The following is a 23,492-nucleotide window of genomic DNA, read 5'->3' as shown; positions in this document are numbered from 1 at the left end:
ATTCTCGCAGCCCCGTGCCTAGCGGATGTTCGGGTCGAAGGTGAAGATCACCAGCGTGCCCAGCAGGATGGTGAACACCGTGGCGGTGTAGAGCAGGCCCTTCAGCCACAGCCGGGTGTTCGCGCGCTCCGCGTAGTCGTTGATGACCGTGCGCAGGCCGTTGGCGCCGTGCAGCATCGCCAGCCAGAGCATGAGGAGGTCCCAGACCTGCCAGAACGGCGATGCCCAGCGGCCGGCGACGAACGCGAAGCCGATCTTCGACACGCCGCCGTCGAGCACCAGCTGGATCAGCAGGTGGCCGAGGACCAGGACGACCAGCACGACGCCGGACAGACGCATGAACAGCCACGCGGCCATCTCGAAGTTGCCCCGGGTGGACTTCGGGGACTTCTTGGTGCGCTTGCGCGGGGCCTCGATCAGCGGGGCCGGGTTGTCGACGTTGAAGACGGGGGCGCCCTCGACGGGGCCGACGCCGGCTGCGGTGGTTTCAGTGGTCGACATCTGCGTCAGCTCCCGAACAGGACACGAGCGGCGTGGCCGAGAACGGGGTAAACGGCCCCGGCCATCAGGACGACCCAGACACCGACGACCGTCCAGAGCATCTGCTTCTGGTAGCGCGGGCCCTTCGACCAGAAGTCGACGGCGATGACACGCAGGCCGTTGAGCGCGTGAAAGAGGATGGCGGCCACGAGGCCGTACTCCAGCAGCGCGACGATCGGCGTCTTGTACGTGGCTACGACCTTGTCGTAGTCCTCGGGGGAGACACGGACGAGAGCGGTGTCCAGCACGTGAACGAACAGGAAGAAGAAAATGAGGACGCCGGTGACTCGGTGAGCCACCCAGGACCACATTCCTTCCCGGCCGCGGTACAGCGTTCCAGCCGGCACGGAAGTCCCTCCGGGAGCGGGGATTGGGGCCGCGCCGGCTTGGTGTCGGTCGGGCCCGGCCGGGTACGGTCCACCGGCCCCCAGCATCGTAGCGATGCGCTGCGGCCGGGCTTACGCCGGGCCTACCGGTGTGATCAAAGTGGCACGCGTATGGGTTAGCCGGGCGGCATCCGGGGGCGGGAGGTTCGGTTATTTGCCGGGTGCGGGTTGTTTGTGGTCGGTCGAGCCCCGCGGCGGAGCCGCCGATGTAGGCGGCCCCGAGCCCCTCAGTTTCTCCATCAGCCGTCCTCTGGCCAGGCGCCGTAGCTCATCCGCCGCCACGATCCGTTCCTCCTCCGGATCGTTCGTCAAACGTGATCGGATACCTTCCAGGACGCGGTCCAGGGATTCCCCGTGTGGCGTTTCGCCCAGCGAGATGACGAACACGTGTCCGAATTTTGCCTCGTAGGCCGCGTGGGCCGCGGTCAGGGCCGTGTGGGCCGCCGAGTAGGTGTCCTCGGGCAGCTCGGGGGAGGGACTCTCCCGCCAGGGCCTCGGAGAGGTCCGCCGGGGACAGGTCGTACGCCGCCTCGTCCGCCGCCGCCAGAAGGGACTCCACGTCCGGGTAGGGGCGGTGGTCGGCGAGCCGACGGGACCAGCGCAGGCTGCGCAGGCAGTGCAGGAGCAGGCCGCCGACCTCGTCGTCGGGCGCGGCGTTGAAGGCGTCCAGCGCGGTGGGGAGGTGGGGCAGACGGTGGGCGGGCAGCGTGGGTCCTCGCGTCACATGCGGTGTGGCAGGGGATGCTGTGAGAGCTGTGTCGTCGACGCTATCGAGGACGTTCACGGCGTGTCCGTTGGTTGCCTGAATCTCACCCGAACGGGAGAGTTTCCGAGCGAGTGCATGACGCCTGTGCGGTGGATGGGTCGTACGTTGGGCCGGTGAGCCAGCACAAGCGCAGGCCCCCGGCACAGCAGGTCGCACGGAGACGGACGGTGATCGCCGCAGCCTTCGTCGCGACCGTCGTGCTCGGCACCGGCATCGGCGTATGGGCCGCCACCTCGGGCGGCGCCGGAAAGACCGCGGCCGGATCGGCCGCCCGACAACCGTCCGCGAGCAGTCCGGCCGCCTCGTCCGCCGACCGGGCAGCGGCGGCGACCCCGACCCCCACGCCCACCCGCAGCTACCCCCTCTCCCAGGCCCCCCGCACCATCCCCGCCGTACGCTCCCACACCGCCGCCCGCGGGCCCGGCTGGCGCCCCCAGAAGGGCGAGCGGGTCGTGGTGAGCAACGCGGCACTGGTCGACGAGGGGCGGCTGACAGCGGCTGAGCTGGGGCTGTCGTACGCCGGCCAGAAGCGGGCGAACGAGGACGTCAAGGCGGGCGACCTGCGGCTCGACCTCGGCGGTACCGGGGACCCGGAGTCGTACACCATGACCGTGAGCGGCGGGTCGGTGCGGATCAGCGGGCCCGGTGACGCGGGCGTCTTCTACGGCACCCGGACGCTCAAACAGGAGGTGCGGGGCAGCGGCAGCGCCCCGGAGGGGGTCGTGAAGGACCAGCCGGCCAAGCCGCAGCGCGGGTTCATGCTGGACATCGCGCGCAAGCCGTTCACCGCCGGGTGGATCGAGAACCGGATAAGGGAACTGGGCGATCTGAAGTTCAACCAGCTCGGGCTGCACTTCTCCGACGACCAGGGGTTCCGGATCGAGTCCGCCACCCATCCCGAGATCGTCTCGGCGGACCATCTGACCAAGGCACAGGTCAAGGAGATCGTCGCCCTCGCGGCCAGCCGGCACATCCAGGTGGTGCCCGAGATCGACTCGCCCGGACACCTGGGCGCCGTCATCGCCGCTCACCCGGATCTGCAGCTGCGCAATGTGCGGGGCGTCGCCACCAAGGGCGCCATCGACATCTCCCAGGACGACTCGGCGAAGATCGTCGACGATCTGCTCGACGAGTACGCCGACCTGTTCCCCGGCTCCTACTGGAACCTCGGCGGCGACGAGTACCAGGCCCTCACCGTCGCCGACCCGCAGGCCTCCTACCCACAGCTGGCGGCCGACGCCCGGCAGGCGTACGGCGCCTCGGGCACCGTCGCCGACCTCACCACCGGCTGGCTCAATGACCGCGCCGACACCGTCCGCGCCCACGACCGCACCATGCGGGTCTGGAACGACGGCTTCTTCCGGGGCACCTCCGTGCAGCCCGCCAAGGACCTCCAGGTCGCCTACTGGACCGGCAAGGAGATCGGCGCCCGGCAGCCGGTGGAGTACCTGAGCGCGGGGCGGAAGGTCCTCAACTACAACGACGAGTTCCTCTACTACGTCCTCGGGCAGCCCAACACCTTCGTCTACCCGACCGGCCAGCGGATCTACCAGCAGTGGACCCCGCGGGTGCTGCGCGGCACCACGGCCGTGCCGGCGGCGTACGACCCGCAGATCCTCGGCGGCTCCTTCGCCGTCTGGTGCGACCTGGCCAACTCCCAGACACAGGACCAGGTCGCCGCCGGCATCCGGATGCCGCTGCGGGCCACGATCCAGAAGCTCTGGGACCCGGGCGCCCCGACCGTGTCCTGGACCGACTTCAAGAACCTGGCGGGCAAGCTGGGCTGACACGCGACGAGAGGTGGACGTGCGGCGGTGGCGGGCCGTATGTTCCGCTTCCGCGCGCGGACCAGGGGAGGGTCCCGTGCCCTGTCCCGGGGGAACCGTCTTGATCTGCGCCCGCTGTCACCACTTCGCCGCCGCGCCCGGCGCCGCCCTGTGCCACCGCTGTCTGGGCGCATCGCCCGAGCCCGCCCCGGTCTTCGGCAGCACGCCGGGGCTGTGGCTGCGCTCTCCGGTCGGCCTTGGCCGGGCCGCCGTCGTGCTGCTCGGCGTGGTCATCGCCGCCGACCTGTTCGCCGTCTGGGCGGGCTTCTTGCAGTACGACGCCGTGGGTGACCTCATGGACGGCGAGGGCGGCGCCGGAGTGTTCCGGCGGGCCGACCGCGCCTACAGGCTGGTCGGCCTCGCCGCCGGCGGCCACTCCGTCGCGATGGTCGCCTGCGTGGTCGTGTACCTGTGCTGGTTCCAGCGAGTACGGGCCAACGCCCAGGTGTTCGACCCGCTCGGCCAGAGCATGTCGCCGGGCTGGGCGATCGGCGGCTGGTTCGCGCCGGTCGTGAGCCTTTGGTTCCCGCGCCGGATCACCCTCGAGATATGGGACGCCAGCAGCCCGTGGGGGACGACCCGTTCGCACCTGCTGGTCAACGTCTGGTGGCCGATGTGGCTGGTCTCGCTGTTCTTCGGCCGCATGGCGAAGGGCGACTACGACGACGCCGAGGGCGCGGCCTGGGTGCACGCCGTGACCGGGGAGATGCTCATCGCGGACTTCATCGACATCGCCGCCGCCGTCCTCGCGATCCTCGTCGTGGTACGCCTGACCCGGATGCAGCACGAGAAGGCGCTGGCGGGCGCCGCCCCGGTCGCGCTCTGATCCGCTGCCCGCACACCTCTGGCGAACTCGCCTTTCCCTGTGGTGTATTCGGCCCGCAACGAGTGGGGGGACGGACATGGGCCACCGGGGGTATTTCGTCGTCGGCCGGGGTGAGTCGCCGCCCGGCCGGGGCACCGTGCGGACCGTGGCGCCGGACGGCTGGCGGGTCTGGGAGTACGACAGCCCCGATGCCGACGTCGGCAGCATGAACGCCCTCGCCGCGCGCACCGGTTCGCCCGCGCTGTTCGGCTATGTGATGGACGGCGCCTGTGTGGTCGTCGAGGCGGCGGCGCCGGAGAGCGGCGGCTGGACCACCTGCCTGGGCCGGGGGGCCGCGGCCCGCCTGCTGGGGCTCGACGAGCAGGGGCTGTCCCTGGAGGACTACTTCCTCGAACCGCGCGACGCCGCCGGCCGCGCCGTCGCCTGGGCCGCCGAGGCCGGGCACACCGCGGACCCCGACGAGCTCCTCGCCGTACTGACCGCCGACCCCGACCCCTCGGCGCTGTTGGCCGAAAACCCATTCTTCCGGCTGCTCGATCTGCTGGGTGTCGTACCGCTGTGACACTCCCGGGCCCTTGCACGCAGTAAGGGGAGGTGCGGGCTCCGTACAGGTCGGCGCCTTGGTACATACCGTTGTGGGAGGCGTTGGATGAGCCTGGTGGAGCTGATCGCTCAGGCCGATGAACGCGGTCTGGCCGCCAGCGGACTGGCTTGTTTGGACCGGTGTGTGCCGCTGCTCGGCGGTGACGACCTGGTGCTGCGGCCGCTCTGGGCCAGCCTTGCCGACGGCTCCGGATGGGACGCGGGTCTGGAGAAGGCCCGGGGCGTGCTCGGCACCGGCGAGGCCGGGGCCGAGACCGAGGCCGAACTGCTCGCCCGCCGCATGCTCGACGCCGCGCCCGAGCACGGCGCCCCCGGCGAGGTACGGCGGTGGGCCGACGCCTGTTCCGTCGCCTCGCTGCGGATCCACCGGCTGCTCGACCCCGCCGAGGACCCGGCACCCTCCGTCGACACCCGCCGCGAGGGCGGCACCGAGGGCATGTCCCCGCTGGTCGCCGCCGAACTGCGCCGCCAGGTCATCGTCCTCGAACTGCTCGCCGGCCATGGCGCGGCCGGGCTGCGCCGCGCGCTGGACGTCTCCACCGAGGGCCGCCGGGTACTGCGCGCGGTGGTGTCACGCCGGGCCCGCGGGCGCGGCTGAACCGGGCCCGCAAGACCGACCTGAGAGCTTCCTGTGGGTGCGGTGCGGCGGAGCTGCGGCGGACTTGCGGGGGTCTTGCACCCGTTGCCGAAACACCCCGAACCGGAGTGACAAAGCCGCTGCTGACCTCGCTTTTCTCTATGTGACAGCCCACTACGTGACAGCACAGCAGCAGACCAGGCCGCACGCCGCCACGAAACCGGCCCGCTGGGCGGCGGACGCGGTGGCCATGATGCGCGAGGGCGCGCGGGTCCGGCTCGACTACTCGGCACAGAGCCTGTGGCGGGTCGACCGGATGATCGAGGAGATACGCCGGGAGGGCGCGCCGTACGACGCCGTACGGGAGATGCTGCGCGGCCTCGGGGCCTACGCCGGCGAGGTGATCGCCCGTCAGACCGGCGCCGAGTGGTGGTCGTCCGGCGGCGACCACTGGATCCGCACCCCCGACGGCCGGCTCTGGGATCCCGTCGACGAGGCCCGGCGGTGTTACGGCGGCCATGGCTCGCTGCGGCTGCTGTGCCGGGACGCCATGGGGTAGGCGGGGACAGCCCTGGACAGCGGGGGACTTGGCAAAAACCCCGCAATAGGAGACGCGGGCGTTCCCAAGTGGGGTGGGTGGGAGCACGATTGGCCCATGGCCGACAACCGACGCTGGTGGGCCCTGGTCGTCATCGCGCTGGCCCAGCTGATGGTCGTACTCGACATGACCATCGTCAATATCGCGCTTCCCTCCGCCCAAGCCGATCTGCACATGTCCGACGGCAACCGGCAGTGGGTGATCACCGCCTACACGCTCGCCTTCGGCGGACTGCTGCTGCTCGGCGGCCGGATCGCCGACCTGGCCGGGCGCAAACCGGCGTTCATGACCGGGCTCGTCGGCTTCGCGGCCGCGTCCGCGCTCGGCGGCGCCGCGGCCAACGAGGGGATGCTGTTCGGAGCGCGGGCCCTGCAGGGCGTGTTCGCCGCGCTGCTGGCACCGGCCGCGCTGTCGCTGATCGCGACGACGTTCACCGACCCCAAGGACCGCGGGAAGGCCTTCGGCATCTTCGGTGCGATCATCGGCGCGGGCGCCGCGGTCGGACTGCTCGCGGGTGGCTTCCTCACCCAGTACCTGGACTGGCGCTGGTGCCTGTACGTCAACGTGCCGATCGCGCTGGTCGCCTTCGCCGGCGCCTGGGTGCTGCTGCCTGGCGGCGGCCGTCACCCCGACGCCCGTCTCGACGTGCCGGGCGCACTGCTCGGCTCGGGCGGGATGCTCGCCCTGGTCTACGGCTTCTCCGAGGCGGAGTCACGGAGTTGGCACGACTCCCTGGTCCTGACGCTGCTCGTCGGCGGGGTCGCCCTGCTCGGCGTCTTCGGTCTCTGGCAGACGCGTGCCCCGGTCCCGCTGCTGCCGATCACCGTCGTACGCGACCGGCAGCGCATCGGCGCCTACCTCACCGTGCTCCTGGTGACCATCGGCATGTTCGGCGTCTTCCTCTTCCTGACGTACTACATGCAAGGCGTCCTCGGCTACTCGCCCGTGAAGACCGGCGTCGCCTATCTCCCCATCACCGTCGGCATGGTCACCGGCTCCACGCAGATCGCCGCCCGGCTGCTGCACAGGGTCCCGCCGCGCCTGCTGCTGGTGCCCGGGCTGCTGGTCGCGGCCGGGGCGCTGGCACTGATAGCCCAGGTCGGGGTCGAGCCCGCGTACGCCTCGCACATCCTGCCCGGCATGCTGATGCTCGGCCTCGGCATGGGTACGGCGATGATGACCTCCGTCTCCCTGGCCACCGGCGGGGTCGCCCCGCGCGACTCGGGCGCAGCCTCGGCCACCTTCAACACCGCCCAGCAGGTGGGCGGCTCGATCGGCACGGCGCTGCTCAACACCATCGCCGCGAGCGTCACCACCCGGTACGCCACCGCCCACGCGGCCGGCATCCCCGACCGGCGGCTGCTGGCGGCGAAGGCCACGGTGCACGGCTTCAACGTGGCCACCTGGTGGGCGATGGCCGCGCTGCTGCTGGGCGCGCTCGTGGCCGGCGTGGTCGTGAACGCGGACCGGGCACCCGCCCCGCGGGACGCGCAGGAGCGGACGCCGGAACCGGTGGACTCGGCGACCTGAGCCCGCCTCCCCGCGGTGACGGCGCCCCTCAGGCGGGCGTCGAGGCCGTCATGTCCTGTGTGCCGATGACGGAGAGCAGACTCAGCTGGGCCGCGCCCTCGCTGCCGGGTGGGGCACTGAACCACAGCAGGCGCTGGCGTCCGTCCTCGCTGAACAGACTGTGGCAGTCCAGTTCGACGACGCCCAGGGCGGGATGGACGATGCGCTTGTGATCGGCTCGACGCAGGGCGACATCGTGGGTGTCCCAGAGGGCGGCGAACTCCCGGCTGCGTTCGCGCAGTACGGCCACCATCCGGCTCACCTCCCGGTCGCCGCCGCGCCGGGCGGCGACTGCCCGGAGGTCGGCGACGAAGACCCGGGAGTGGTGGGCGTGGTCCTCGGGCGGATACAGGCTCCGGGTCCCGGGCTCGGTGAACCAGCGGAAGACGAGGCTCGCCCGGGGACCGCGCAGCGCCGGGGCCCTGCCTACGAGGGCGGCGGCCAGTGGGTTCTGGACGAGGGTTTCGTGCAGGTCGGTGATGACCTGGGCCGGCGTGGCGGTGAGCTGGTCAAGGAGGCCGAGCAGACCGGGCTGGACATGCGCGGTGGGGCCGTGCGCGGCCGGGGGAACGGGCCGGTCGGCGAGGTGGAAGAGATGGTCGCGTTCATCGCCGTTCGGCCGCAGCGCCCGGGCCAGCACAACCAGGACCTGGACCGAGGGCTGGGCGCCGCGCCCGCGCTCCAACTCCGTGTAGTAGTCCCCGGACAGCCCGGCCAGCTGGGCGACCTCCTCGCGCCGCAGCCCGGGCACCCGGCGCCGCGGGCCGGTGGGCAGGCCGACGTCCGACGGGCGGATCCGGTCGCGCCGGGACCTGAGGAACGCGGCGAGTGCGGAGTGGTTCACGTCTCCCATCGTCGCGCGTACCGGTCGACGCGAGCCAGGGGACGGCAACCCCTGGGTGGGGACAGCCCTGGCTGGGGCGGCCCCGCCGAACCACTCTGAAGCCACGAGCGGGACACCGCACCGGCGCCCCGCAGGCAGCTTCCCGTCACCACGTACCGAAAGACAACCACCATGCCCTTCGCGAACTTCAAGGTCCCTGCCGGAAGCCTCGACGAGAAGCAGAAGGAGACGATCGTCACCCGGACCACCGAGCTTTACGTCGAGATCTACGGCGAGCGCGCCCGGGCCAACACCATGGTCCTGGTCGAGGAGGTCACCGACGGCGGCTGGGGCATCGGCGGCAACGTCCTGACCCTGGCCATGCTCCGGCAGCCCACGCAGGACTGACCCCGCGAAGGGATCCCGGCAGGCGTCGACTCGAAGGGGCCCGCAAGCCAACTGCCGCAATCTGTCGGCGCGTTGACACCGAAGCAACGGCCGGGGCCGCCACCCCCCACAGGAGAGGCCCCGGCCGTCGCGCGGCACGGACCGCGCGGCGGCCCGTACTCTGTTCAGCGCCATGAGTGCGTTTTCTGTCACACCCCAGGCGTCACGAGTCGGTTGCACTCTGTACGGACGTGGACGGCGAGCGGTTTCAGGTCGTAACGTGCCTTTCGCGCCGGGCCGCGGAGGACGCATGACCACCGCAACCATCTGCGTCCCGATTGCCGCAACCATCAATTGAGGAACCACGACGGCGAGGACCACGTCCGCGAGAGCGGCGCCGGATTAGGCGCAAAGAGGGATCGGGTGCTGGGGGACGACGCGGAGTTGACCGCCGCGGTACGTGCGGCACAGGACGGGGACGAAACCGCGTTCCGCATCGTCTATCGCGCGGTGCAGCCCCGCCTGCTCGGATACGTCCGCACGCTGGTCGGTGATCCGGACGCCGAGGACGTCGCATCCGAGGCCTGGCTCCAGATAGCCCGCGACCTCGACCGGTTCGAGGGCGACGCGGACCGGTTCCGCGGCTGGGCCGCCCGAATCGCCCGCAACCGCGCCCTCGACCACATACGGATGCGCGGCCGGCGCCCCGCGATCGGCGGCGACGAGACGGAACTGACCGGCCGGGCCGCCGAGTCGGACACCGCCGGCGAGGCCATCGAGGCGCTGACCACCGACTCCACCCTCTCTCTCATCGCCCGGCTGCCACAGGACCAGGCCGAGGCGGTCGTCCTCAGAGTCGTCATGGGCCTCGACGCCAAGACCGCCGCCGAGACGCTCGGCAAACGCGCCGGCGCCGTCCGCACGGCCGCCCACCGAGGCCTGAAGAAACTCGCGGAACTGCTCGGCGCGGACCCGGAGCAGGCGGGGGACGTGCTCGACGCGCTCCCGCCCCAGCGAGAACCGAAGGATCGTGCGGTGACGTCCGCCACTGTGACGCGTACGCGTTCGCGGACGCAGAAGGACATGTGATGGCCGACGAGCAGGACAAGTGGCTGGACCGGGTGACGGCGGAACGTCTGCTGCGCGGTGAGTCGCTGGAAGCCGTCGATGACTCCGCCCGTGACCAGGCAGAACGCCTCGCCAAGGCGCTCGGCGCGATCTCCGTGCACACCGTGCCGGCCGCTGCCGAACTCCCCGGCGAGGAAGCCGCGCTGGCTGCCTTCCGCAAAGCGCGCGAATCCGCCGAGGACGAGCGGACCGCCCTGGTACGGCAGCCGGGCAGGTTCGGACGGGCCTGCGACGCGGGTCTCTTCCGCATCGACGCCGGACCCCCGTCGCCCCGTGTCCCGGCCTGGACCCGCCCCGCGCGGTTCGCCCTCGCCGCCGCACTGACCGCCGGCATGCTCGGCGGGGTCGCGGTGGCCGCCGGCACCGGGGTGCTCCCGACGCCGTTCGACGGCAACCGCCCCGGACCGGGAGCCTCCGTCTCGCCCGCCGGCACCCCCGCACGCCCCCAGGGCTCGCCCTCGACCGAGTCCCTGCTCGGCGGTGAGACCGGTGCACCCTCCTCCGGTGCCGCCTCCCACGCCTCCGGACAGCCCTCGCCCGGCCCGTCCGGCAAACCGAAGGACCAGGGCAACGGGTCGGCCGGCACCTCCGGGAACGGGCGGAGCCGTGCGCTGGCGTACTGCCGGGGCGTCCAGGACGGCAAGTCCCTGGGCGCCGAGCGCAGGCGTGCCCTGGAGGGCCTGGCGGGCGGCGCCGGACGGGTCGACAAGTTCTGCAAGGTCCTCCTCGGCACCGGCGCGGCCGACAAGACCGGCATCTCCGGCGACGACAAGGGCGACGGCAAGGGCGGCCAGAACGGCGGCCAGGGCGGCAGCGGCGACGGCCAGGGCGACAACGGCCAGGGCGGTGACGACGGTCGGCCAGGCCGGCGCGGAGGCGGCGGCCGGGGCAACGACCACCACCAGGACGGTGTGGCCTCACCCCTCCCGACGGCCTTCACGCCCCTGCTGCCGAACCAGCCCGCCACCTCGCCCGACCCCACATACAGCGCACTTTGACCTTTACACACCGCTGTGACCTGCGGTTTTGAAACTCGCTCAATTTTCTTCCCGCAGAGTGTGACGTTTTCGGCGGCGGCGGCGCAGTACAGAGTGAGCCGACTGGTCATCGGCCGTCGCACAGAGCCGGGGTTCCCCCCGTACCCGTGGCTCGTGCATCGGCGCGGGCGGGACACGTTCCCCCGGTCCCGCCCGCGCCCCGCTCACTTTCCGGCACTCACCAGTAGACGACGACCTTGTCGCCGTTGCGCACCTGCGCGAAGAGAGCCGAGACCGCCGCCTCGTCCCGCACGTTGACGCAGCCGTGCGAGCCGCCCGCGTAACCCCGGGCCGCGAAGTCGTACGAGTAGTGCACCGCCTGGCCGCCGCTGAAGAACATCGCGTACGGCATCGGGGAGTGGTAGAGCGTCGACACATGGTGGCGTGACTTCCAGTAGATCTGGAACACGCCCTCACGGGTCGGGGTGTACTGGGCGCCGAACCGCACCGACATCGTCGACACCGTGCGCCCGTCGATCATCCAGCGCAGTGTCCGGCTGGTCTTGCTGATGCACAGCACCCGCCCGGTCAGGCACCGCGGGTCGGGCGCGGCGGCCGGCTGACCGCCCATCAGGTACAGCTCCCACTTCCCCGGTACGCGCGTCATCCTCAGCAGCCGCTGCCAGGTCACGGCGTCGGTCTCACCCGTCTGCGGCAGCCCGCGCTTGCCCTGGAAGCCTTTGACGGCCTGCGCGGTGAGGTCGTCGTACGTCCCCGTCGGCCCGTCGAACAGCCAGGCGGCCTGGCGCAGCCGGGCCTGCAGCTCACGCACGCCGGTACCGGAGTCGCCGCGGGTGAAGACGATGTGCGGCGGGGTGGTCTCGACGACGGACCGGGTCTGGGCAGGCGTCCTGCCGGGTTTGTCGTCGGGTGTGCGACCGGGTGTCCGGCTGTGCGGAAGATCGACATGGACGGGCGAGTCGTTTCCCTTGCCGTCCGCGGCGTCCGGCGGCCGCACGGTGCAGCCGCAGAGCGCGGTGAGCGCCACGAGTACGGCGGCCGAGGCGAGCGCGCCGGCGGGCCGCCCCACGATCCCTGAATACCCCGAGACCTTCATGCCGAGGATGCTTCCCCGCGTGACCGCCGCCGAACAACGGGGCATGGTGGGAAGAGAGACGCATCGGCGTACTGACGCACCCCGGAGGGCGGTCACCATGGTCCGTGAGTCGGAGTCAGGGCTGCCCGTCGAGCCGGTCTACGGCCCGGCGGCGCTCGCGGGCTGGGACCCGGCCGAGAAGCTCGGCGACCCGGGGGCGTACCCCTTCACCAGGGGCGTCTACCCGACGATGTACACCGGCCGCCCCTGGACCATGCGCCAGTACGCCGGCTTCGGCACGGCGGCCGAGTCCAACGCCCGCTACCGCCGGCTGATCGCCCACGGCACCACGGGCCTGTCCGTCGCCTTCGACCTGCCCACCCAGATGGGCCATGACTCCGACGCCCCCCTGGCGCACGGCGAGGTCGGCAGGGTGGGCGTGGCGATCGACTCGATCGACGACATGCGGGTGCTGTTCGACGGCATCCCCCTGGACCAGGTGTCGACATCGATGACGATCAACGCGCCGGCGGCCGTGCTGTTGCTGCTGTACCAGCTGGTGGCGGAGGAACAGGGGGTGAGCGCGGACCGGCTGAACGGCACGATCCAGAACGACGTCCTCAAGGAGTACATCGCGCGGGGAACGTACATCTTCCCGCCCAAGCCCTCCCTGCGTCTGACCGCGGACATCTTCCGGTACTGCCGGGCCGAGATGCCGAAGTGGAACACGATCTCGATCTCCGGCTACCACATGGCCGAGGCCGGGGCCTCCCCCGCGCAGGAGATCGCCTTCACGCTCGCCGACGGCATCGAGTACGTGCGCACGGCGGTCGCGGCCGGTATGGACGTCGACGACTTCGCACCCCGCCTGTCCTTCTTCTTCGTGGCCCGTACGACGCTGCTGGAAGAGGTCGCCAAGTTTCGTGCGGCGCGCCGGATCTGGGCGCGGGTCATGCGGGAGGAGTTCGGGGCACGGAACCCCAAGTCGCTGATGCTCCGCTTCCACACCCAGACGGCGGGCGTCCAGCTGACCGCCCAGCAGCCGGAGGTGAACCTGGTCCGGGTGGCCGTCCAGGCCCTGGCCGCGGTCCTCGGCGGCACCCAGTCGCTGCACACCAACTCCTTCGACGAGGCGATCGCCCTGCCGACGGACAAGAGCGCGCGGCTGGCCCTGCGCACCCAGCAGGTCCTGGCCCACGAGACCGACGTCACGGCGACGGTGGACCCCTTCGCCGGTTCCTACGCGGTGGAGCGGATGACCGACGACGTGGAGGGAGCGGCCGTCGACCTGATGCGCAGGGTCGAGGAACTGGGCGGCGCGGTGGCGGCGATCGAGGCCGGTTTCCAGAAGGGCGAGATCGAACGCAACGCCTACCGCATCGCGCAGGAGACGGACGCCGGGGAGCGGGTGGTGGTCGGCGTCAACCGCTTCCGGCTCGACGAGGAGGAGCCGTACGAGCCGCTCCGTGTGGACCCGGCCATCGAGGCCCGGCAGGCGGAGCGGCTCGCGCGGCTGCGCGCCGAACGGGACCAGCCGGCCGTCGACTCGGCCCTGGCCGCCCTCAGGAAGGCCGCGGAGGGCGACGACAACGTCCTGCACCCGATGAAGGCGGCCCTGAGGGTTCGGGCGACGGTGGGGGAGGTGTGCGACGCGCTGCGGGAGGTGTGGGGCGTGTACGTCCCGGCGGACGTCTTCTGACCCGCGGCACCTGCGTTGTCAGACGCCCGTGCGAGACTTCCTCGCATGTTCGGCGTCATCGATCTCCCCACCTATCTGGCAGGCCTCGTCCTGATCGTCCTGCTGCCCGGCCCAAACTCCCTGTACGTGCTCTCCGTCGCCGCCCGGCAGGGCATACGGACCGGTTACACGGCCGCCGCGGGCGTGTGGTGCGGCGACACCGTGCTGATGACGCTGTCCGCGGCCGGCGTGGCCTCGCTGCTCCAGGCCAACGCCGTGCTGTTCGGGATCGTGAAGTACGCGGGTGCCGGATACCTGACCTGGCTGGCCTTCGGCATGCTGCGGGCGGCCCGGGGGATGTGGCGGACGCGGAAGGAGAAGGCGGCGGCGCAGCCGGCACCGGCCGTCGCCCCGGCACAGGAGCGGCCGTACCGCCGTGCCCTGGTGATCAGCCTCTTCAACCCGAAGGCGATCCTGTTCTTCGTCGCCTTCTTCGTGCAGTTCGTGGACCCGGGGTACGCCTACCCGGCGCTGTCCTTCGTCGTCCTCGGTGCCTTCGCCCAGCTGGCCAGCTTCCTGTATCTGACCGCCCTGATATTCGGCGGCACCAAGCTGGCCGCCGCCTTCCGTCGCCGCAAGCGCCTGGCGGCGACGGCCACCTCGGCGGCGGGGGCGCTGTTCCTGGGCTTCGCGGTGAAGCTGACGCTGGCGAGCGCGTGAGGGACGCGCGCACTCCTTACAGCGCGTTCCGGGCCCCGGGGCGCCGGGCGTACTCCGCCAAGCCCCGAACCGTGTCCCCCGCCCAGCCCACACAGCCGTCCGGGCGGACGAGGAACACCCCCGGGCCGTAGGACTCCGGGGCCCGGAGCCGGCGCACCCGGTCCGGGACGGTGTGCACCGGCTCCGGAGCGCGGGCGCGACCAGCCCCGCCGCCCTACCGCATCGCCTTCCGAAGCGCCCGCGTCAGCACGGGCGGCAGCAGGTCCACAGCCACCCGCCGCACCCGGCTCCGCCGAGGCGCCACCACCGGCGCCGCAGGCGCAGGGGCCGGTTCGGGCGCCTCCGGCGCGTCCGGCACATCCGCGTACCGGGACAACGGAAACTCCGGTGCCTCCATCCCCTTCGACTTCAGCCGTATGATCCGGTGCCCCGCGGCCTCCTGCATGCTCAGATGACAGTCGGTCCGCCCCCGCGCCATCTCGATCAGCTCCTCCTGCACCGGCCCGGGGTCGCCCCATGTGCCGTACAGCTTCTGCGTGCTGATGCAGACAGGGCTCAGTCCGCGGTTGAGGACCGCCTCCCACGTCGCTATGGAGACCCCGGGCGTGTGCTCGGAGCGGAAGTCGTCGAGGACCACGATCCCGTCCGGCAGCAGCAGGTCGTGGGCGGCTCCTATGTCGCCGTGCACGTGCTCGTACAGATGCGAAGCGTCGACGTGCACGAACCGGCAGCTGCGGGGCGGCACTTCGGCGGGAACCACGGAGCTGGGGCCCTGGAGCACGCGGGGCAGCTCGTCGTGGAAGGCGAGGTAGTTCTCCTCGAAGAGGCGCCGGGTCAGCTTGCTGTACGACTTGGTCGACTCCGCCCGGTTCGCGTCGTCGGGCGCGTCGCCCTCGAAGAGGTCGCACACCGTGAAGGACTCGCCGGGCCGCAGGTGCCGGCCGGTGAAGATCGCGCTCTTGCCCATGTACACCCCGACCTCCAGGAGGTCGCCGCGCATGCCGACGGCCTCCTGGCGGCCGAGGAACCAGTCGAAGAGCACCTGGTCGAGCACGGGGAACCAGCCGGGCACGTCGTCGAGACGGCGGGGCAGTCGGGTCGTTTCCTGGGTGGTGGCCATGCGGAGGAGGCACTCCCTCGATACGCGATCGGCAGCCTGTGGGAATTCTGCGCGGTGGCTGTGTACCGGCAGACTCCACGGTGCCTTCCCGCCGTTCGATTCCGAAATCAACGGAGAGATGAACGATGGGCCAAGACCTTTCCAAGTTAACGAAAGATGAATTCGGGTTGAATCACGAGTTTTTCAAGGCCCTTTTCAATCTCGGACCGAACGGTGTCTCCACAAAGCGGTGGATCAGCCAGGCGAGCCCGAGCATCGCGAGCACCGTCACCGCCAGCGTGGGCCACGGCGGCAGCCCCCAGCCCCGGTGCAGCACCCGGATCACGAACCAGCCCAGGTGCTCGTGCACCAGGTAGAAGGGGTATGTCAGCGCCCCGGCCGTGGTCAGCCAGGGCCAGGCCGCCCGCCGTGTCCAGCCCGCCGCCACCGCCGCCACGGCGCCGTAGGCCAGCGTGACGACGAGCATCACCACGTACGGGTTCCGGGGTGAGCCGGCGTGCCACAACCCCTCGGTGGCCATGCGCAGTCCGAGGATCCAGGAGAGCGTCACGATGCCCCAGGGCAGCAGCTGGTTGCCGAAGCGGTGGACGAGGTAGAGGGCCAGGCCGCCGATGAAGTACGGGGCGTACTGCGGCATGACGACCAGCTCGGTCCAGGGGCCGCCGGCCGAGGTGCTGAGCACGGCGGCCAGGGTCCACACCGAGCAGAACAGCACCACCCTGCGGTAGGTGACGCCGGGCAGGACGACGAGCAGCGCGAACAGGGCGTAGAAGCGCACCTCCACCCAGAGCGTCCAGCAGACGCCGAGGACGCGGGGTACGCCCATCGGCTGTTGCAGCATCGTCAGGTTGACCAGGAACTCGTCGAGCCGGACCGCGTGGACGACGGCCGGCAGGACCAGGGACGCGCCGGTGACCAGCACCAGGGCGACCCAGTAGGCGGGGTAGAGGCGGGCGACGCGGGAGCGGAAGAAGTCGCCGAGGGAGCGGCCCCAGCTGCTCATGCAGATCACGAAGCCGCTGATGACGAAGAAGAACTCGACGCCGAGACAGCCGTAGACGGCCGCCCGGGACAGGGTCGGGAAGACATGGGCGGGGTTCTGGTGCCAGGACGCGGAGACGACTCCGCCGCGCCCTGTGTAGTGGTAGAGGCAGACCATCAGCGCGGCCAGGAGCCGCAGTCCGTCGAGGGCCAGAAGTCGGGAGCGCGGTCGTCCGGGTGAGGCCGGGACGACGGCGATCTTCGCAGGCGAGAGCTCTTTTGTGGGGGTCGCGAGAGACATGGTCAGAGACGCCTACCCGGTACCGGGCGGTTAATCATCCGATCTGTTCGTCAGGTCCCCGGGACGTGGGAAGCCCAATACCGTCACCTGGGGGAATCATAGGAAGAGCCCGGTAAACCTCCTAACCATTCTCTTACAAGTCGGGGTTTGTTAACCATATAGTCGTTTTGGCTTTCTAGTTTCTCCATCCAACCCCCCGGCGCGGTTCAACCCACCACACACAGCGTTTACACAAGCTTTGCTTGGTAAAATCAGGAGAGTTATGACGAGGGTCCAGAACAGGCGGGCACCTGCGCGCGGAGGGGAGCTGGACGACTGCCTGCACGCCTGCGCCGTGCACAGTGGCAAACTCGTCGGCAGTCTCGACCGTCGGCGCAGCGAACTCGCCGAGCAGCTGCGCAAGCTGCTGGTGGTGGTCGCCACGGAAGGGGTCACCGCCCCCGCAGCGGCCCCGGCCGGCGGCGCGACCGCCTTGCTCAAGCGGGCCGTCAAGGGTGCCGCGACCCCCGCGGGCGGGATCAACAGCGACCTGCTCGACGCCCTGCTGGCGGTTGCCAACAAGGCTCTGGAGTGCGGTTACAACGACGAGCTGAACCTCGCCCTGGTGATCAGCGACACCGTGCTCGCCCAGCGCAAGAACTCCCGCGCCGGCTGGCGGCTGCGCGCCCGCATCCTGGAGGGTCTGGGCGAGGAGAACGAGGCCGTCGAGGCCTACGAGCGCTACCTCGAACTCACCAAGGACGACGGTTTCGGCGTCGCCAACCGGATCTCCGGCATGCGCCACGCCGCCGAACGCGAGCGCGAACTCCTGGAGCTCCTCAAGCGTCAGGTCCCCACCGCCACGGACCACGTCCGCGAGGTCGCCACGGCCACCTGGGCCGAGGGTCTCGCCCTGCACGCCATCGGCGACTGGCAGGCCGCCGAGCCCCGCCTGGTGGGCGCCCTGCTCGCCCTCTTCGCGGACGAGGCGCCGGTCAACGACCGGCAGGAGCTGCTCAGCCAGTACCTCGACCTGCGCCTCGCCGAGGGCGGTGACGCCGGTCTCAGCGAGGCCGTCGCGCTCTACGCCGAGCAGCGCCGCTCCCGGATGCGCGGCCCGGTCGGCAACCCGACGATCGACGGCGTGCAGTGGATAACCCTCGGGGAGTTCCGCAACCAGATCGCCGGCAAGTCCGTCTGCCTGATCGCCAACTCCGGCCGCGTGGGCGTCAGTGGCATCGGCAAGGAGATCGACGACTACGACCTGGTCGTGCGCTTCAACTCGTACAAGATCGACCCGAAGCACACCGGCGAGCGCACCGACATCCACGTCAGCATCCACAAGCACGCCTTCAACTGGGAGAAGCCGGTGACCACCCGGCTGATCTTCGGTGGCATCTCGGGCGACTGGAAGCACTCGCTGCGCAACAAGCTGGTGCCCGGCGCCCAGAAGTTCCTCGGCGACGAATCGCTGCGCTGGCCGCTGCGCAACATCGGGCAGGTCGGCGCCGAGACCTGGTCCGGCATCCCGACCTCCGGGTTCAACATGCTGTGGCTGCTCGACTTCCTGGACGTCAGTCCGACCCTGGACCTGATCGGGTTCGACTTCTACGAGAGTGGCGCCTACCGCGTGCAGGAGGCCATGAAGCTGGCCATCACCTCCGTGCACGAATACACCAGCGAGAAGGATTGGGTCATGCGGCGGGCCCAGAGCGTGACCGACATGAGGATCTCCCTGCGATGACGACCACCTTCACCCCGGCGATACCCAACACCAACGCGAGCGCCCTCACCAAGAAGCGCCGGATCGCCTTCGCGTCCTACGTGGACGAGAACTACCTCCCCGGCTTCCTGGTCCTGCTGCGCAGCCTCGCCCTGTCCAACCCGGGCGTCTGCGAGGACTTCGTCGTGCTCTACGACGACCTGCGTCCGGCCTCCATCGCGAAGATCCGCGCCCTGCACCCGCGCATCGTGCTGCAGCGGGTCAACGACACGCACTACGACTCGTACGTCAAGGGCGACCAGGACAACTACCTGGTCCGCAAGGCGTACTTCATCCTCGACATCTTCCGGCTGCGCGACTACGACACGATCATCACCCTGGACACCGACATGGTCGTCCTCGGTGGTCTCGGCGAACTCCTCGAACTCCGCGAGGGCCTCGCGGCCGTGCCGCAGTTCTTCTACGGGCAGCACAAGCTGAACTCCGGTCTTCTGGTGATCCAGAAGGAGTACCTGTCCGACGAGTTCTGCGCGAAGATCGACAAGACCGGCCGCAGCGGCGACTACGAGCTGGACAAGCACGACCAGGGCATCCTGAACGCCGTCCTGGACGGCGACTTCGTCCGCCTCGACGCCAAGTACAACTTCGTCAAGCGGCGGCTCTCCGGCGACCTCCCGGTCCCCGAGGACACGAAGATCCTGCACTTCACCGGGCGCCACAAGCCCTGGCAGGGCGGCGAGTCCGGCTACGCGCAGGCCGAGGACCGCTGGCGCGAGTTCGAGATGACCGACGCCGACTTCCACGCGGCCTACTTCGCCTCCTCCGGCGGCCTCCACCACGACCTGGTCGTCCACTTCGGCGCCCCGCACGTCAAGCGCACCGGTGACGTGGAGATCGCCCGCAAGGTGGCCGCCGCGCACATCGCGGCCGGCGACTACCAGGACGCCGTCGACGTCCTCACCAGCGTCCGCATCCCGCTGGACGAGGCCTGGCCGCACGAGGTGCTCGGCCACGCCCTGATGAGCGTCTCCCGCTACGACGAGGCCAAGACCCAGCTGCTGCTCGCCACCGCCGGCCCCAACCGGGCCGCGACCGCCTTCGCCCGGCTGGCCCAGATGGCCTGGGTGCTCGGCGACAACACCGAGGCCCTGCGGTATGCCACCGCCGGCCTCACCGTCGACCCCACCCACCGCCCCAGCCGCCTGTGGGCCCAGCGCGCGGCCGCCGTCCCCTCCCAGGAGCAGGGCAGCGCCGAGGACCAGCTGGCGCACGTCGCGTTCTACATGGACCGGCAGGGCAACGCGGGCGACAAGCTGCTCCCGGAGACCGTCCGGCTGGGCTTCGGCCCGGACACCACCTCCCGGCGCTGGCACTCCGTGCACGCCCACCGGTACTTCGACCAGGCCGCCCTGGAGCGGGTCAATGCCCGCCGGGGTCTGGTCATCGGCGGCGGCGGTCTGTTCATCCCGGACACCATGCCCAACGGCAACAGCGCCTGGCAGTGGAACGTCCCGGACGAGCACCTGCGCGCCATCGACGTCCCGATCATGGTCTACGCGGTCGGCTTCAACGCCTTCGACGGCCAGTCCTACCGCGCGACCCGGTTCAACGAGAGCCTGCGGCTGCTGGTCGAGAAGTCCAGCTTCTTCGGCCTGCGCAACCACGGCTCCATCGCCAAGGTCCGCGGGATGCTCCCGCCGGAGCTCCAGGACAAGGTCGTCTTCCAGCCCTGCCCGACCACGGTCATGCGCCAGCTGGTGGCCGGCTGGAGCGACCCGCTGTACCGCGAGGACACGGTCATGCTCAACGCGGCCTACGACCGCGCGGGGCTGCGCTTCGGCCACGACTACGCCCACTTCCTCGCCGAGATGGCCAAGGCCGTCCGCAAGATCGGCGAGCACACCGAGGTCAAGTGCGTCGCCCACTCGTTGGACGACGAGAAGATCGCCTTCGACCTGCGCCGCGAGCACGGCATCTCGCTGCCGGTGATCCCGATGTACGACTTCTCCAACGACGAGATCCGTGAGACGTACGCCAAGACCCGCCTGGTCATCGGCATGCGCGGGCACGCCGGCATGATCCCGTTCGGTGTCGGTACGCCCATCATCTCCCTCATCTCGCACCCGAAGATGGCGTACTTCCTCAACGACATCGAGCGGCCCGAGTGGGGTGTCTCGGTCCACGAGCGCGACCTCGGCGAGATCCTCACCGAGCGCGCGATCGACATCCTCGACAACCACAGCCGTACGGTCGCCGATGTGCACGACCGGCAGCAGCAGCTGTGGAAGGTCACCCAGGAGAACGCGGCCCGGATCAAGCAGATCCTCGGCCGGTGACGCCGAAGGGGCGGGCCCGATCCGGACCCGCCCCTCGACAGCGCCCCAAAGGGGCGCGGGGCTGTATGGGATGTGCGGCTACCGCCGCGTGGGCGCGACAGCCACAACGGCGCCGCAGACGAACGACGGCATGGCGCGCCGCTTCCAGCGGAGCGCCTAGCGGCGGACGCCCCGGCGCAGGTTGCGCGCCTTGCGGGCCATCCGGCGGACGGTCGGGTTGCGCGGCAGGAAGCCCAGCTGGGCCGGCACTCCGCCGGGCAGCGCGAGCGAGGTCAGGCGCTTGCGCTTGAAGTAGCGGATGATCGTGTCGTTGAGATGTCTGGTGAGATAGCGCTCGGTCTCCTGGCGCAGCTGCGGGTAGATCTTCGGCTGCATCGCGAAGCCCACCGCGCGGATCAGCTCGCCGAGTTCCGCGACGGTCAGCAGCGCGCGCTGCTCCTCCACGGCCTTGAGGTCGGTGAGCGAGGGCAGCAGCGCGTCGACGACGGTGACCGGGACGCGGTTGCTGTTCTCGTACGGGGTGAGCTTGTCGAGGAGCGTGTCCGTGCCGATCCGGGCGGTCGGCAGGCCGTACAGCGCGGACGCGGTGAGCAGCGCGGTGGAGAAGCAGCCGACGACCAGCGCCGGGCGCATCTTCTGGTACAGCACCTCGGCGAGGACCGTGGTGTCCAGGACGGTGAGGTCGACCTCGAGCTTCTCGGCCTCCTGCTCCAGGGTCCGCGCGAAGCGGGCCGGGGCGGAGGGGTGCGGCTTGAACACGACCTTGGTGTGGCCGAGTTCGACGGCGCCCTTCAACATCCGGACGTGCAGATCCTCCTCCTGCTCGGGGGAGAGGATGCCGAGCGCGGAGAGGTACTGGCCGAGCAGCATGGCCGGTTCCTCGATCTGCGGCAACGCGTCGCCACTGGGCGCCAGTTCGGCCAGCACCTTGGTGAAGGCCGCGGTCGGCACGACCTCGCCCGGGACGCCGAACTCGGTGAGCAGCATGGGCTTGAGGCCCGGCACCAGGTCGAGGTGGAGGACCCGGTCCACCCGGGTGCCGATCAGCGGGTCGATCTTGTTGCGGGTCGGGCCGTAGCTCATCAGGCCGTCGGCGTAGACCGTGACCGGGGCGCCGGTGAACATCTGGGTGAGGCTGAGCGAGGGGTTGACCTGGATGGACTCGACGGCGAACTCGACGTCGTCGTCGCCGAGCCGCCACTCGTGGCGCATGAAGCGTTCCCACAGGGGGAGGTCCTCCAGGCGCGGGGCCCAGCCGCCGGGGTGGAACGGGAAGATCGTCTCGTTGTACGAGATCACGTCGTCGAAGCGCTCGCGCAGCCGCTCGAAGCCGGGCGCCTCGTCCAGGCCCGGGGTGGTCTCCGGGGTCGCCGCGTTGTTGCAGACCAGCAGGATGCGCCGGTCGGCCGGGCGGAAGGCGCCGGAGTCCAGTGCGGCGGCGAGGGTGGCCGTGCCGTAAAGGGTGGACGCCTGGAAGATCTGGGTGGTCACGCGGCGGCCCCCGCGGGAGCGGGACGGCGGCGCAGCCGGCGCAGCTTGGTGGCGCGCTGGAGGTCCATGGAGTCCAGGGCCTCGGCCAGCACGTCCTGCGGCATGCGCCGCAGTGCGGCGGCACTCATGGATTTCAGCTTCTTCGCCACCGCGGGCTCGAACCTTTCGATGGATCCCAGGTGATGGGAAATGATGGCGCAGTAGGTACGGACGGCCTTCGGCAGGAGTTCCTTCGCGTCCGCGTCCTGTGCGGTCTCCTCGATCACCTGGTCGAACGCGCGAATGAAATCGAGCTGACGGACATCTCCGATCTGCGTGAGTGACGAGGCTACGCCACGCCGGTAGAAGACGCCGAGCAGGTTCACCGCCGCGAAGGATTCGGCCTCCCGGTGCAGCTTCCAGATCCACGGCCGGTCCTCGGCAGTGCGCAGCCCGTCCGTGAAGTGGATGAGCCCCTTGTCCACCAGACGGCGGTGGTAGACACCCGCCCACGCGTACGCGTAGTCGACGGAGGTGGACCGGTCGGCGGGCAGGATCGCGTCCCGCGGGTTCATCACGGTGTTGCGGCGGCCGACCGGCACCCGGTGCACGATCCGGGCGCGCGCGGTGCACTGCACATGGTCGGTGCGGACGAAGTCGCAGCCCAGCGACTCGATTGCGTCCACGAGGTCCGGGTAGTAGCCGGGCGCGAGCCAGTCGTCGCCGTCCAGGAAGGTGACGTACTCGCCGCGTGCTTTGTCGATACCGGTGTTGCGCGCGGTGGCCAGCCCTCCGTTCAGCTCGTGTCTGACGTGGACCGCGCCTGGCAGCTCGCGCTCGGCTCGCGCGAGAATCTCTGGCGTCCCGTCGGTCGAGCAGTCGTCGACGAGAATGAATTCGAAGTCCTCACGCGCGTTCGCACGCAGGCTCCTCAGGGTGTCGGGCGCGTATTGCTGCACGTTGTAGAACGGCACGATGACGGAGAGCTTGACCACGTGCAGGACGTTAGATGGGCGCCCGTCATCCGTCTTGACCGTCGCCTTGACATCAGGTGAACGGCATGTGGCGAAGCTATGAACCAG

The 23,492-nt window shown here is 70.4% G+C and carries 21 protein-coding genes and 2 pseudogenes; 13 read left to right on the top strand and 10 right to left on the bottom strand.

Annotation, left to right across the window (positions count from 1 at the left end; genetic code table 11):
* Positions 1–18: 18 nt before the first annotated feature.
* The 3 genes and pseudogenes from ACZ7OO_RS02485 to ACZ7OO_RS02475 all read right to left on the bottom strand — a co-directional run bounded on the left by ACZ7OO_RS02485 (position 19) and on the right by ACZ7OO_RS02475 (position 1,650).
* Positions 19–501 (bottom strand): succinate dehydrogenase hydrophobic membrane anchor subunit, encoded by a 483-nt coding sequence (locus ACZ7OO_RS02485; RefSeq protein ID WP_352225180.1) that lies wholly within the window; start codon positions 499–501, stop codon positions 19–21.
* A 5-nt stretch (positions 502–506) separates the two neighbouring features.
* Positions 507–887 carry a succinate dehydrogenase, cytochrome b556 subunit gene (gene sdhC / locus ACZ7OO_RS02480; RefSeq protein ID WP_071659649.1) on the bottom strand — a complete coding sequence of 127 codons (381 nt, stop codon included), beginning with the start codon at positions 885–887 and terminating at the stop codon, positions 507–509.
* Between the two features lie 189 nt (positions 888–1,076).
* Positions 1,077–1,650, bottom strand: a pseudogene (locus tag ACZ7OO_RS02475) (2-oxo-4-hydroxy-4-carboxy-5-ureidoimidazoline decarboxylase).
* Positions 1,651–1,805: 155 nt separating this feature from the next.
* Between ACZ7OO_RS02475 and ACZ7OO_RS02470 the strand changes: the two are divergent.
* The 6 genes from ACZ7OO_RS02470 (at position 1,806) to ACZ7OO_RS02445 (ending at position 7,652) form a co-directional block, all read left to right on the top strand.
* Positions 1,806–3,479, top strand: coding sequence for a beta-N-acetylhexosaminidase (locus tag ACZ7OO_RS02470; protein WP_471500703.1), 1,674 nt, complete (start codon positions 1,806–1,808; stop codon positions 3,477–3,479).
* Positions 3,480–3,579: 100 nt separating this feature from the next.
* Positions 3,580–4,344 carry a DUF4328 domain-containing protein gene (locus ACZ7OO_RS02465; RefSeq protein WP_471500701.1) on the top strand — a complete coding sequence of 255 codons (765 nt, stop codon included), beginning with the start codon at positions 3,580–3,582 and terminating at the stop codon, positions 4,342–4,344.
* Between the two features lie 76 nt (positions 4,345–4,420).
* The gene (locus ACZ7OO_RS02460; protein ID WP_471500699.1) at positions 4,421–4,906 is read left to right on the top strand and encodes a hypothetical protein; all 486 of its coding nucleotides are present in this window, start codon (positions 4,421–4,423) and stop codon (positions 4,904–4,906) included.
* An 87-nt stretch (positions 4,907–4,993) separates the two neighbouring features.
* The gene (locus ACZ7OO_RS02455) at positions 4,994–5,545 is read left to right on the top strand and encodes a hypothetical protein (RefSeq protein WP_471500697.1); all 552 of its coding nucleotides are present in this window, start codon (positions 4,994–4,996) and stop codon (positions 5,543–5,545) included.
* 157 nt (positions 5,546–5,702) lie between these two features.
* Positions 5,703–6,083 (top strand): hypothetical protein, encoded by a 381-nt coding sequence (locus ACZ7OO_RS02450; protein WP_471500695.1) that lies wholly within the window; start codon positions 5,703–5,705, stop codon positions 6,081–6,083.
* Positions 6,084–6,179: 96 nt separating this feature from the next.
* Positions 6,180–7,652 carry an MFS transporter gene (locus ACZ7OO_RS02445; protein WP_471500693.1) on the top strand — a complete coding sequence of 491 codons (1,473 nt, stop codon included), beginning with the start codon at positions 6,180–6,182 and terminating at the stop codon, positions 7,650–7,652.
* 28 nt (positions 7,653–7,680) lie between these two features.
* Here ACZ7OO_RS02445 and ACZ7OO_RS02440 read toward each other — a convergent pair whose 3' ends face one another.
* Positions 7,681–8,535, bottom strand: a complete 855-nt coding sequence (locus ACZ7OO_RS02440; protein WP_471500691.1) for a helix-turn-helix transcriptional regulator — start codon at positions 8,533–8,535, stop codon at positions 7,681–7,683.
* A 171-nt stretch (positions 8,536–8,706) separates the two neighbouring features.
* Between ACZ7OO_RS02440 and ACZ7OO_RS02435 the strand changes: the two genes are divergently transcribed.
* From ACZ7OO_RS02435 to ACZ7OO_RS02425, 3 genes are all read left to right on the top strand, one after another.
* Complete coding sequence (locus ACZ7OO_RS02435; RefSeq protein ID WP_471500689.1) at positions 8,707–8,922, top strand: tautomerase family protein; 216 nt, start codon at positions 8,707–8,709, stop codon at positions 8,920–8,922.
* 402 nt (positions 8,923–9,324) lie between these two features.
* Positions 9,325–9,990 (top strand): RNA polymerase sigma factor, encoded by a 666-nt coding sequence (locus ACZ7OO_RS02430; RefSeq protein ID WP_471500687.1) that lies wholly within the window; start codon positions 9,325–9,327, stop codon positions 9,988–9,990.
* On the top strand, positions 9,990–11,027 hold the full coding sequence (locus ACZ7OO_RS02425) for a hypothetical protein (protein WP_471500685.1): 1,038 nt from the start codon (positions 9,990–9,992) through the stop codon (positions 11,025–11,027). Before ACZ7OO_RS02430 ends, ACZ7OO_RS02425 begins: the two co-directional genes overlap by 1 nt.
* A gap of 217 nt (positions 11,028–11,244) precedes the next feature.
* Here ACZ7OO_RS02425 and ACZ7OO_RS02420 read toward each other — a convergent pair whose 3' ends face one another.
* A complete protein-coding gene (locus ACZ7OO_RS02420; protein WP_471500683.1) occupies positions 11,245–12,123 on the bottom strand; it encodes a L,D-transpeptidase family protein in 879 nt (292 codons plus the stop codon).
* A 97-nt stretch (positions 12,124–12,220) separates the two neighbouring features.
* Here ACZ7OO_RS02420 and ACZ7OO_RS02415 point away from each other — a divergent pair, with 97 nt between their 5' ends.
* The gene (locus ACZ7OO_RS02415; protein WP_471500681.1) at positions 12,221–13,801 is read left to right on the top strand and encodes an acyl-CoA mutase large subunit family protein; all 1,581 of its coding nucleotides are present in this window, start codon (positions 12,221–12,223) and stop codon (positions 13,799–13,801) included.
* Between the two features lie 45 nt (positions 13,802–13,846).
* Positions 13,847–14,500 carry a leucine efflux protein LeuE gene (leuE, locus tag ACZ7OO_RS02410; RefSeq protein ID WP_471500679.1) on the top strand — a complete coding sequence of 218 codons (654 nt, stop codon included), beginning with the start codon at positions 13,847–13,849 and terminating at the stop codon, positions 14,498–14,500.
* 16 nt (positions 14,501–14,516) lie between these two features.
* On the opposite strand, the pseudogene ACZ7OO_RS02405 reads toward leuE, so the two are convergent.
* The 3 genes and pseudogenes from ACZ7OO_RS02405 to ACZ7OO_RS02395 form a co-directional block, all read right to left on the bottom strand.
* Positions 14,517–14,684 (bottom strand): annotated as a pseudogene (locus ACZ7OO_RS02405) (pentachlorophenol monooxygenase); the annotation flags it as partial.
* 30 nt (positions 14,685–14,714) lie between these two features.
* On the bottom strand, positions 14,715–15,620 hold the full coding sequence (locus ACZ7OO_RS02400) for a class I SAM-dependent methyltransferase (protein ID WP_471500677.1): 906 nt from the start codon (positions 15,618–15,620) through the stop codon (positions 14,715–14,717).
* A 172-nt stretch (positions 15,621–15,792) separates the two neighbouring features.
* Positions 15,793–16,902, bottom strand: a complete 1,110-nt coding sequence (locus ACZ7OO_RS02395) for an acyltransferase family protein (RefSeq protein WP_471500675.1) — start codon at positions 16,900–16,902, stop codon at positions 15,793–15,795.
* A gap of 262 nt (positions 16,903–17,164) precedes the next feature.
* On the opposite strand from ACZ7OO_RS02395, the gene ACZ7OO_RS02390 reads away from it, so the two are divergent.
* Both ACZ7OO_RS02390 and ACZ7OO_RS02385 read left to right on the top strand, forming a co-directional pair.
* Positions 17,165–18,625: a glycosyltransferase family 29 protein gene (locus ACZ7OO_RS02390; protein WP_471500673.1), complete on the top strand. Its 1,461-nt coding sequence runs from the start codon at positions 17,165–17,167 to the stop codon at positions 18,623–18,625.
* Positions 18,622–20,940 carry a glycosyltransferase gene (locus ACZ7OO_RS02385; protein WP_471500671.1) on the top strand — a complete coding sequence of 773 codons (2,319 nt, stop codon included), beginning with the start codon at positions 18,622–18,624 and terminating at the stop codon, positions 20,938–20,940. The genes ACZ7OO_RS02390 and ACZ7OO_RS02385 overlap by 4 nt, the downstream gene beginning before the upstream one ends.
* Positions 20,941–21,096: 156 nt before the next feature.
* On the opposite strand, the gene ACZ7OO_RS02380 is transcribed toward ACZ7OO_RS02385, so the two are convergent.
* Together ACZ7OO_RS02380 and ACZ7OO_RS02375 are read right to left on the bottom strand one after the other, a co-directional pair.
* Entirely contained in the window at positions 21,097–22,431 is a 1,335-nt protein-coding gene (locus ACZ7OO_RS02380; RefSeq protein WP_471500669.1) for a polysialyltransferase family glycosyltransferase, read from the bottom strand.
* Positions 22,428–23,405, bottom strand: a complete 978-nt coding sequence (locus tag ACZ7OO_RS02375; protein ID WP_471500667.1) for a glycosyltransferase family 2 protein — start codon at positions 23,403–23,405, stop codon at positions 22,428–22,430. The genes ACZ7OO_RS02380 and ACZ7OO_RS02375 overlap by 4 nt, the downstream gene beginning before the upstream one ends.
* Between the last annotated feature and the right edge of the window lie 87 nt (positions 23,406–23,492).

The organism is Streptomyces sp. NPDC111744, from assembly GCF_055634995.1.
The sequence above is the reverse complement of the archived record's forward strand: the minus strand, read 5'-3'. Positions and strand labels throughout refer to the sequence as shown.

Coding starts and splice junctions, on each gene's coding strand:
- ACZ7OO_RS02485 (WP_352225180.1), bottom strand. CDS start 501: ATGTCGACCACTGAAACCACCGCAGCCGGCGTCGGCCCCGTCGAGGGC.
- ACZ7OO_RS02460 (WP_471500699.1), top strand. CDS start 4,421: ATGGGCCACCGGGGGTATTTCGTCGTCGGCCGGGGTGAGTCGCCGCCC.
- ACZ7OO_RS02455 (WP_471500697.1), top strand. CDS start 4,994: ATGAGCCTGGTGGAGCTGATCGCTCAGGCCGATGAACGCGGTCTGGCC.
- ACZ7OO_RS02445 (WP_471500693.1), top strand. CDS start 6,180: ATGGCCGACAACCGACGCTGGTGGGCCCTGGTCGTCATCGCGCTGGCC.
- ACZ7OO_RS02435 (WP_471500689.1), top strand. CDS start 8,707: ATGCCCTTCGCGAACTTCAAGGTCCCTGCCGGAAGCCTCGACGAGAAG.
- ACZ7OO_RS02425 (WP_471500685.1), top strand. CDS start 9,990: ATGGCCGACGAGCAGGACAAGTGGCTGGACCGGGTGACGGCGGAACGT.
- ACZ7OO_RS02420 (WP_471500683.1), bottom strand. CDS start 12,123: ATGAAGGTCTCGGGGTATTCAGGGATCGTGGGGCGGCCCGCCGGCGCG.
- ACZ7OO_RS02415 (WP_471500681.1), top strand. CDS start 12,221: ATGGTCCGTGAGTCGGAGTCAGGGCTGCCCGTCGAGCCGGTCTACGGC.
- leuE (WP_471500679.1), top strand. CDS start 13,847: ATGTTCGGCGTCATCGATCTCCCCACCTATCTGGCAGGCCTCGTCCTG.
- ACZ7OO_RS02400 (WP_471500677.1), bottom strand. CDS start 15,620: ATGGCCACCACCCAGGAAACGACCCGACTGCCCCGCCGTCTCGACGAC.
- ACZ7OO_RS02395 (WP_471500675.1), bottom strand. CDS start 16,902: ATGTCTCTCGCGACCCCCACAAAAGAGCTCTCGCCTGCGAAGATCGCC.
- ACZ7OO_RS02390 (WP_471500673.1), top strand. CDS start 17,165: ATGACGAGGGTCCAGAACAGGCGGGCACCTGCGCGCGGAGGGGAGCTG.
- ACZ7OO_RS02385 (WP_471500671.1), top strand. CDS start 18,622: ATGACGACCACCTTCACCCCGGCGATACCCAACACCAACGCGAGCGCC.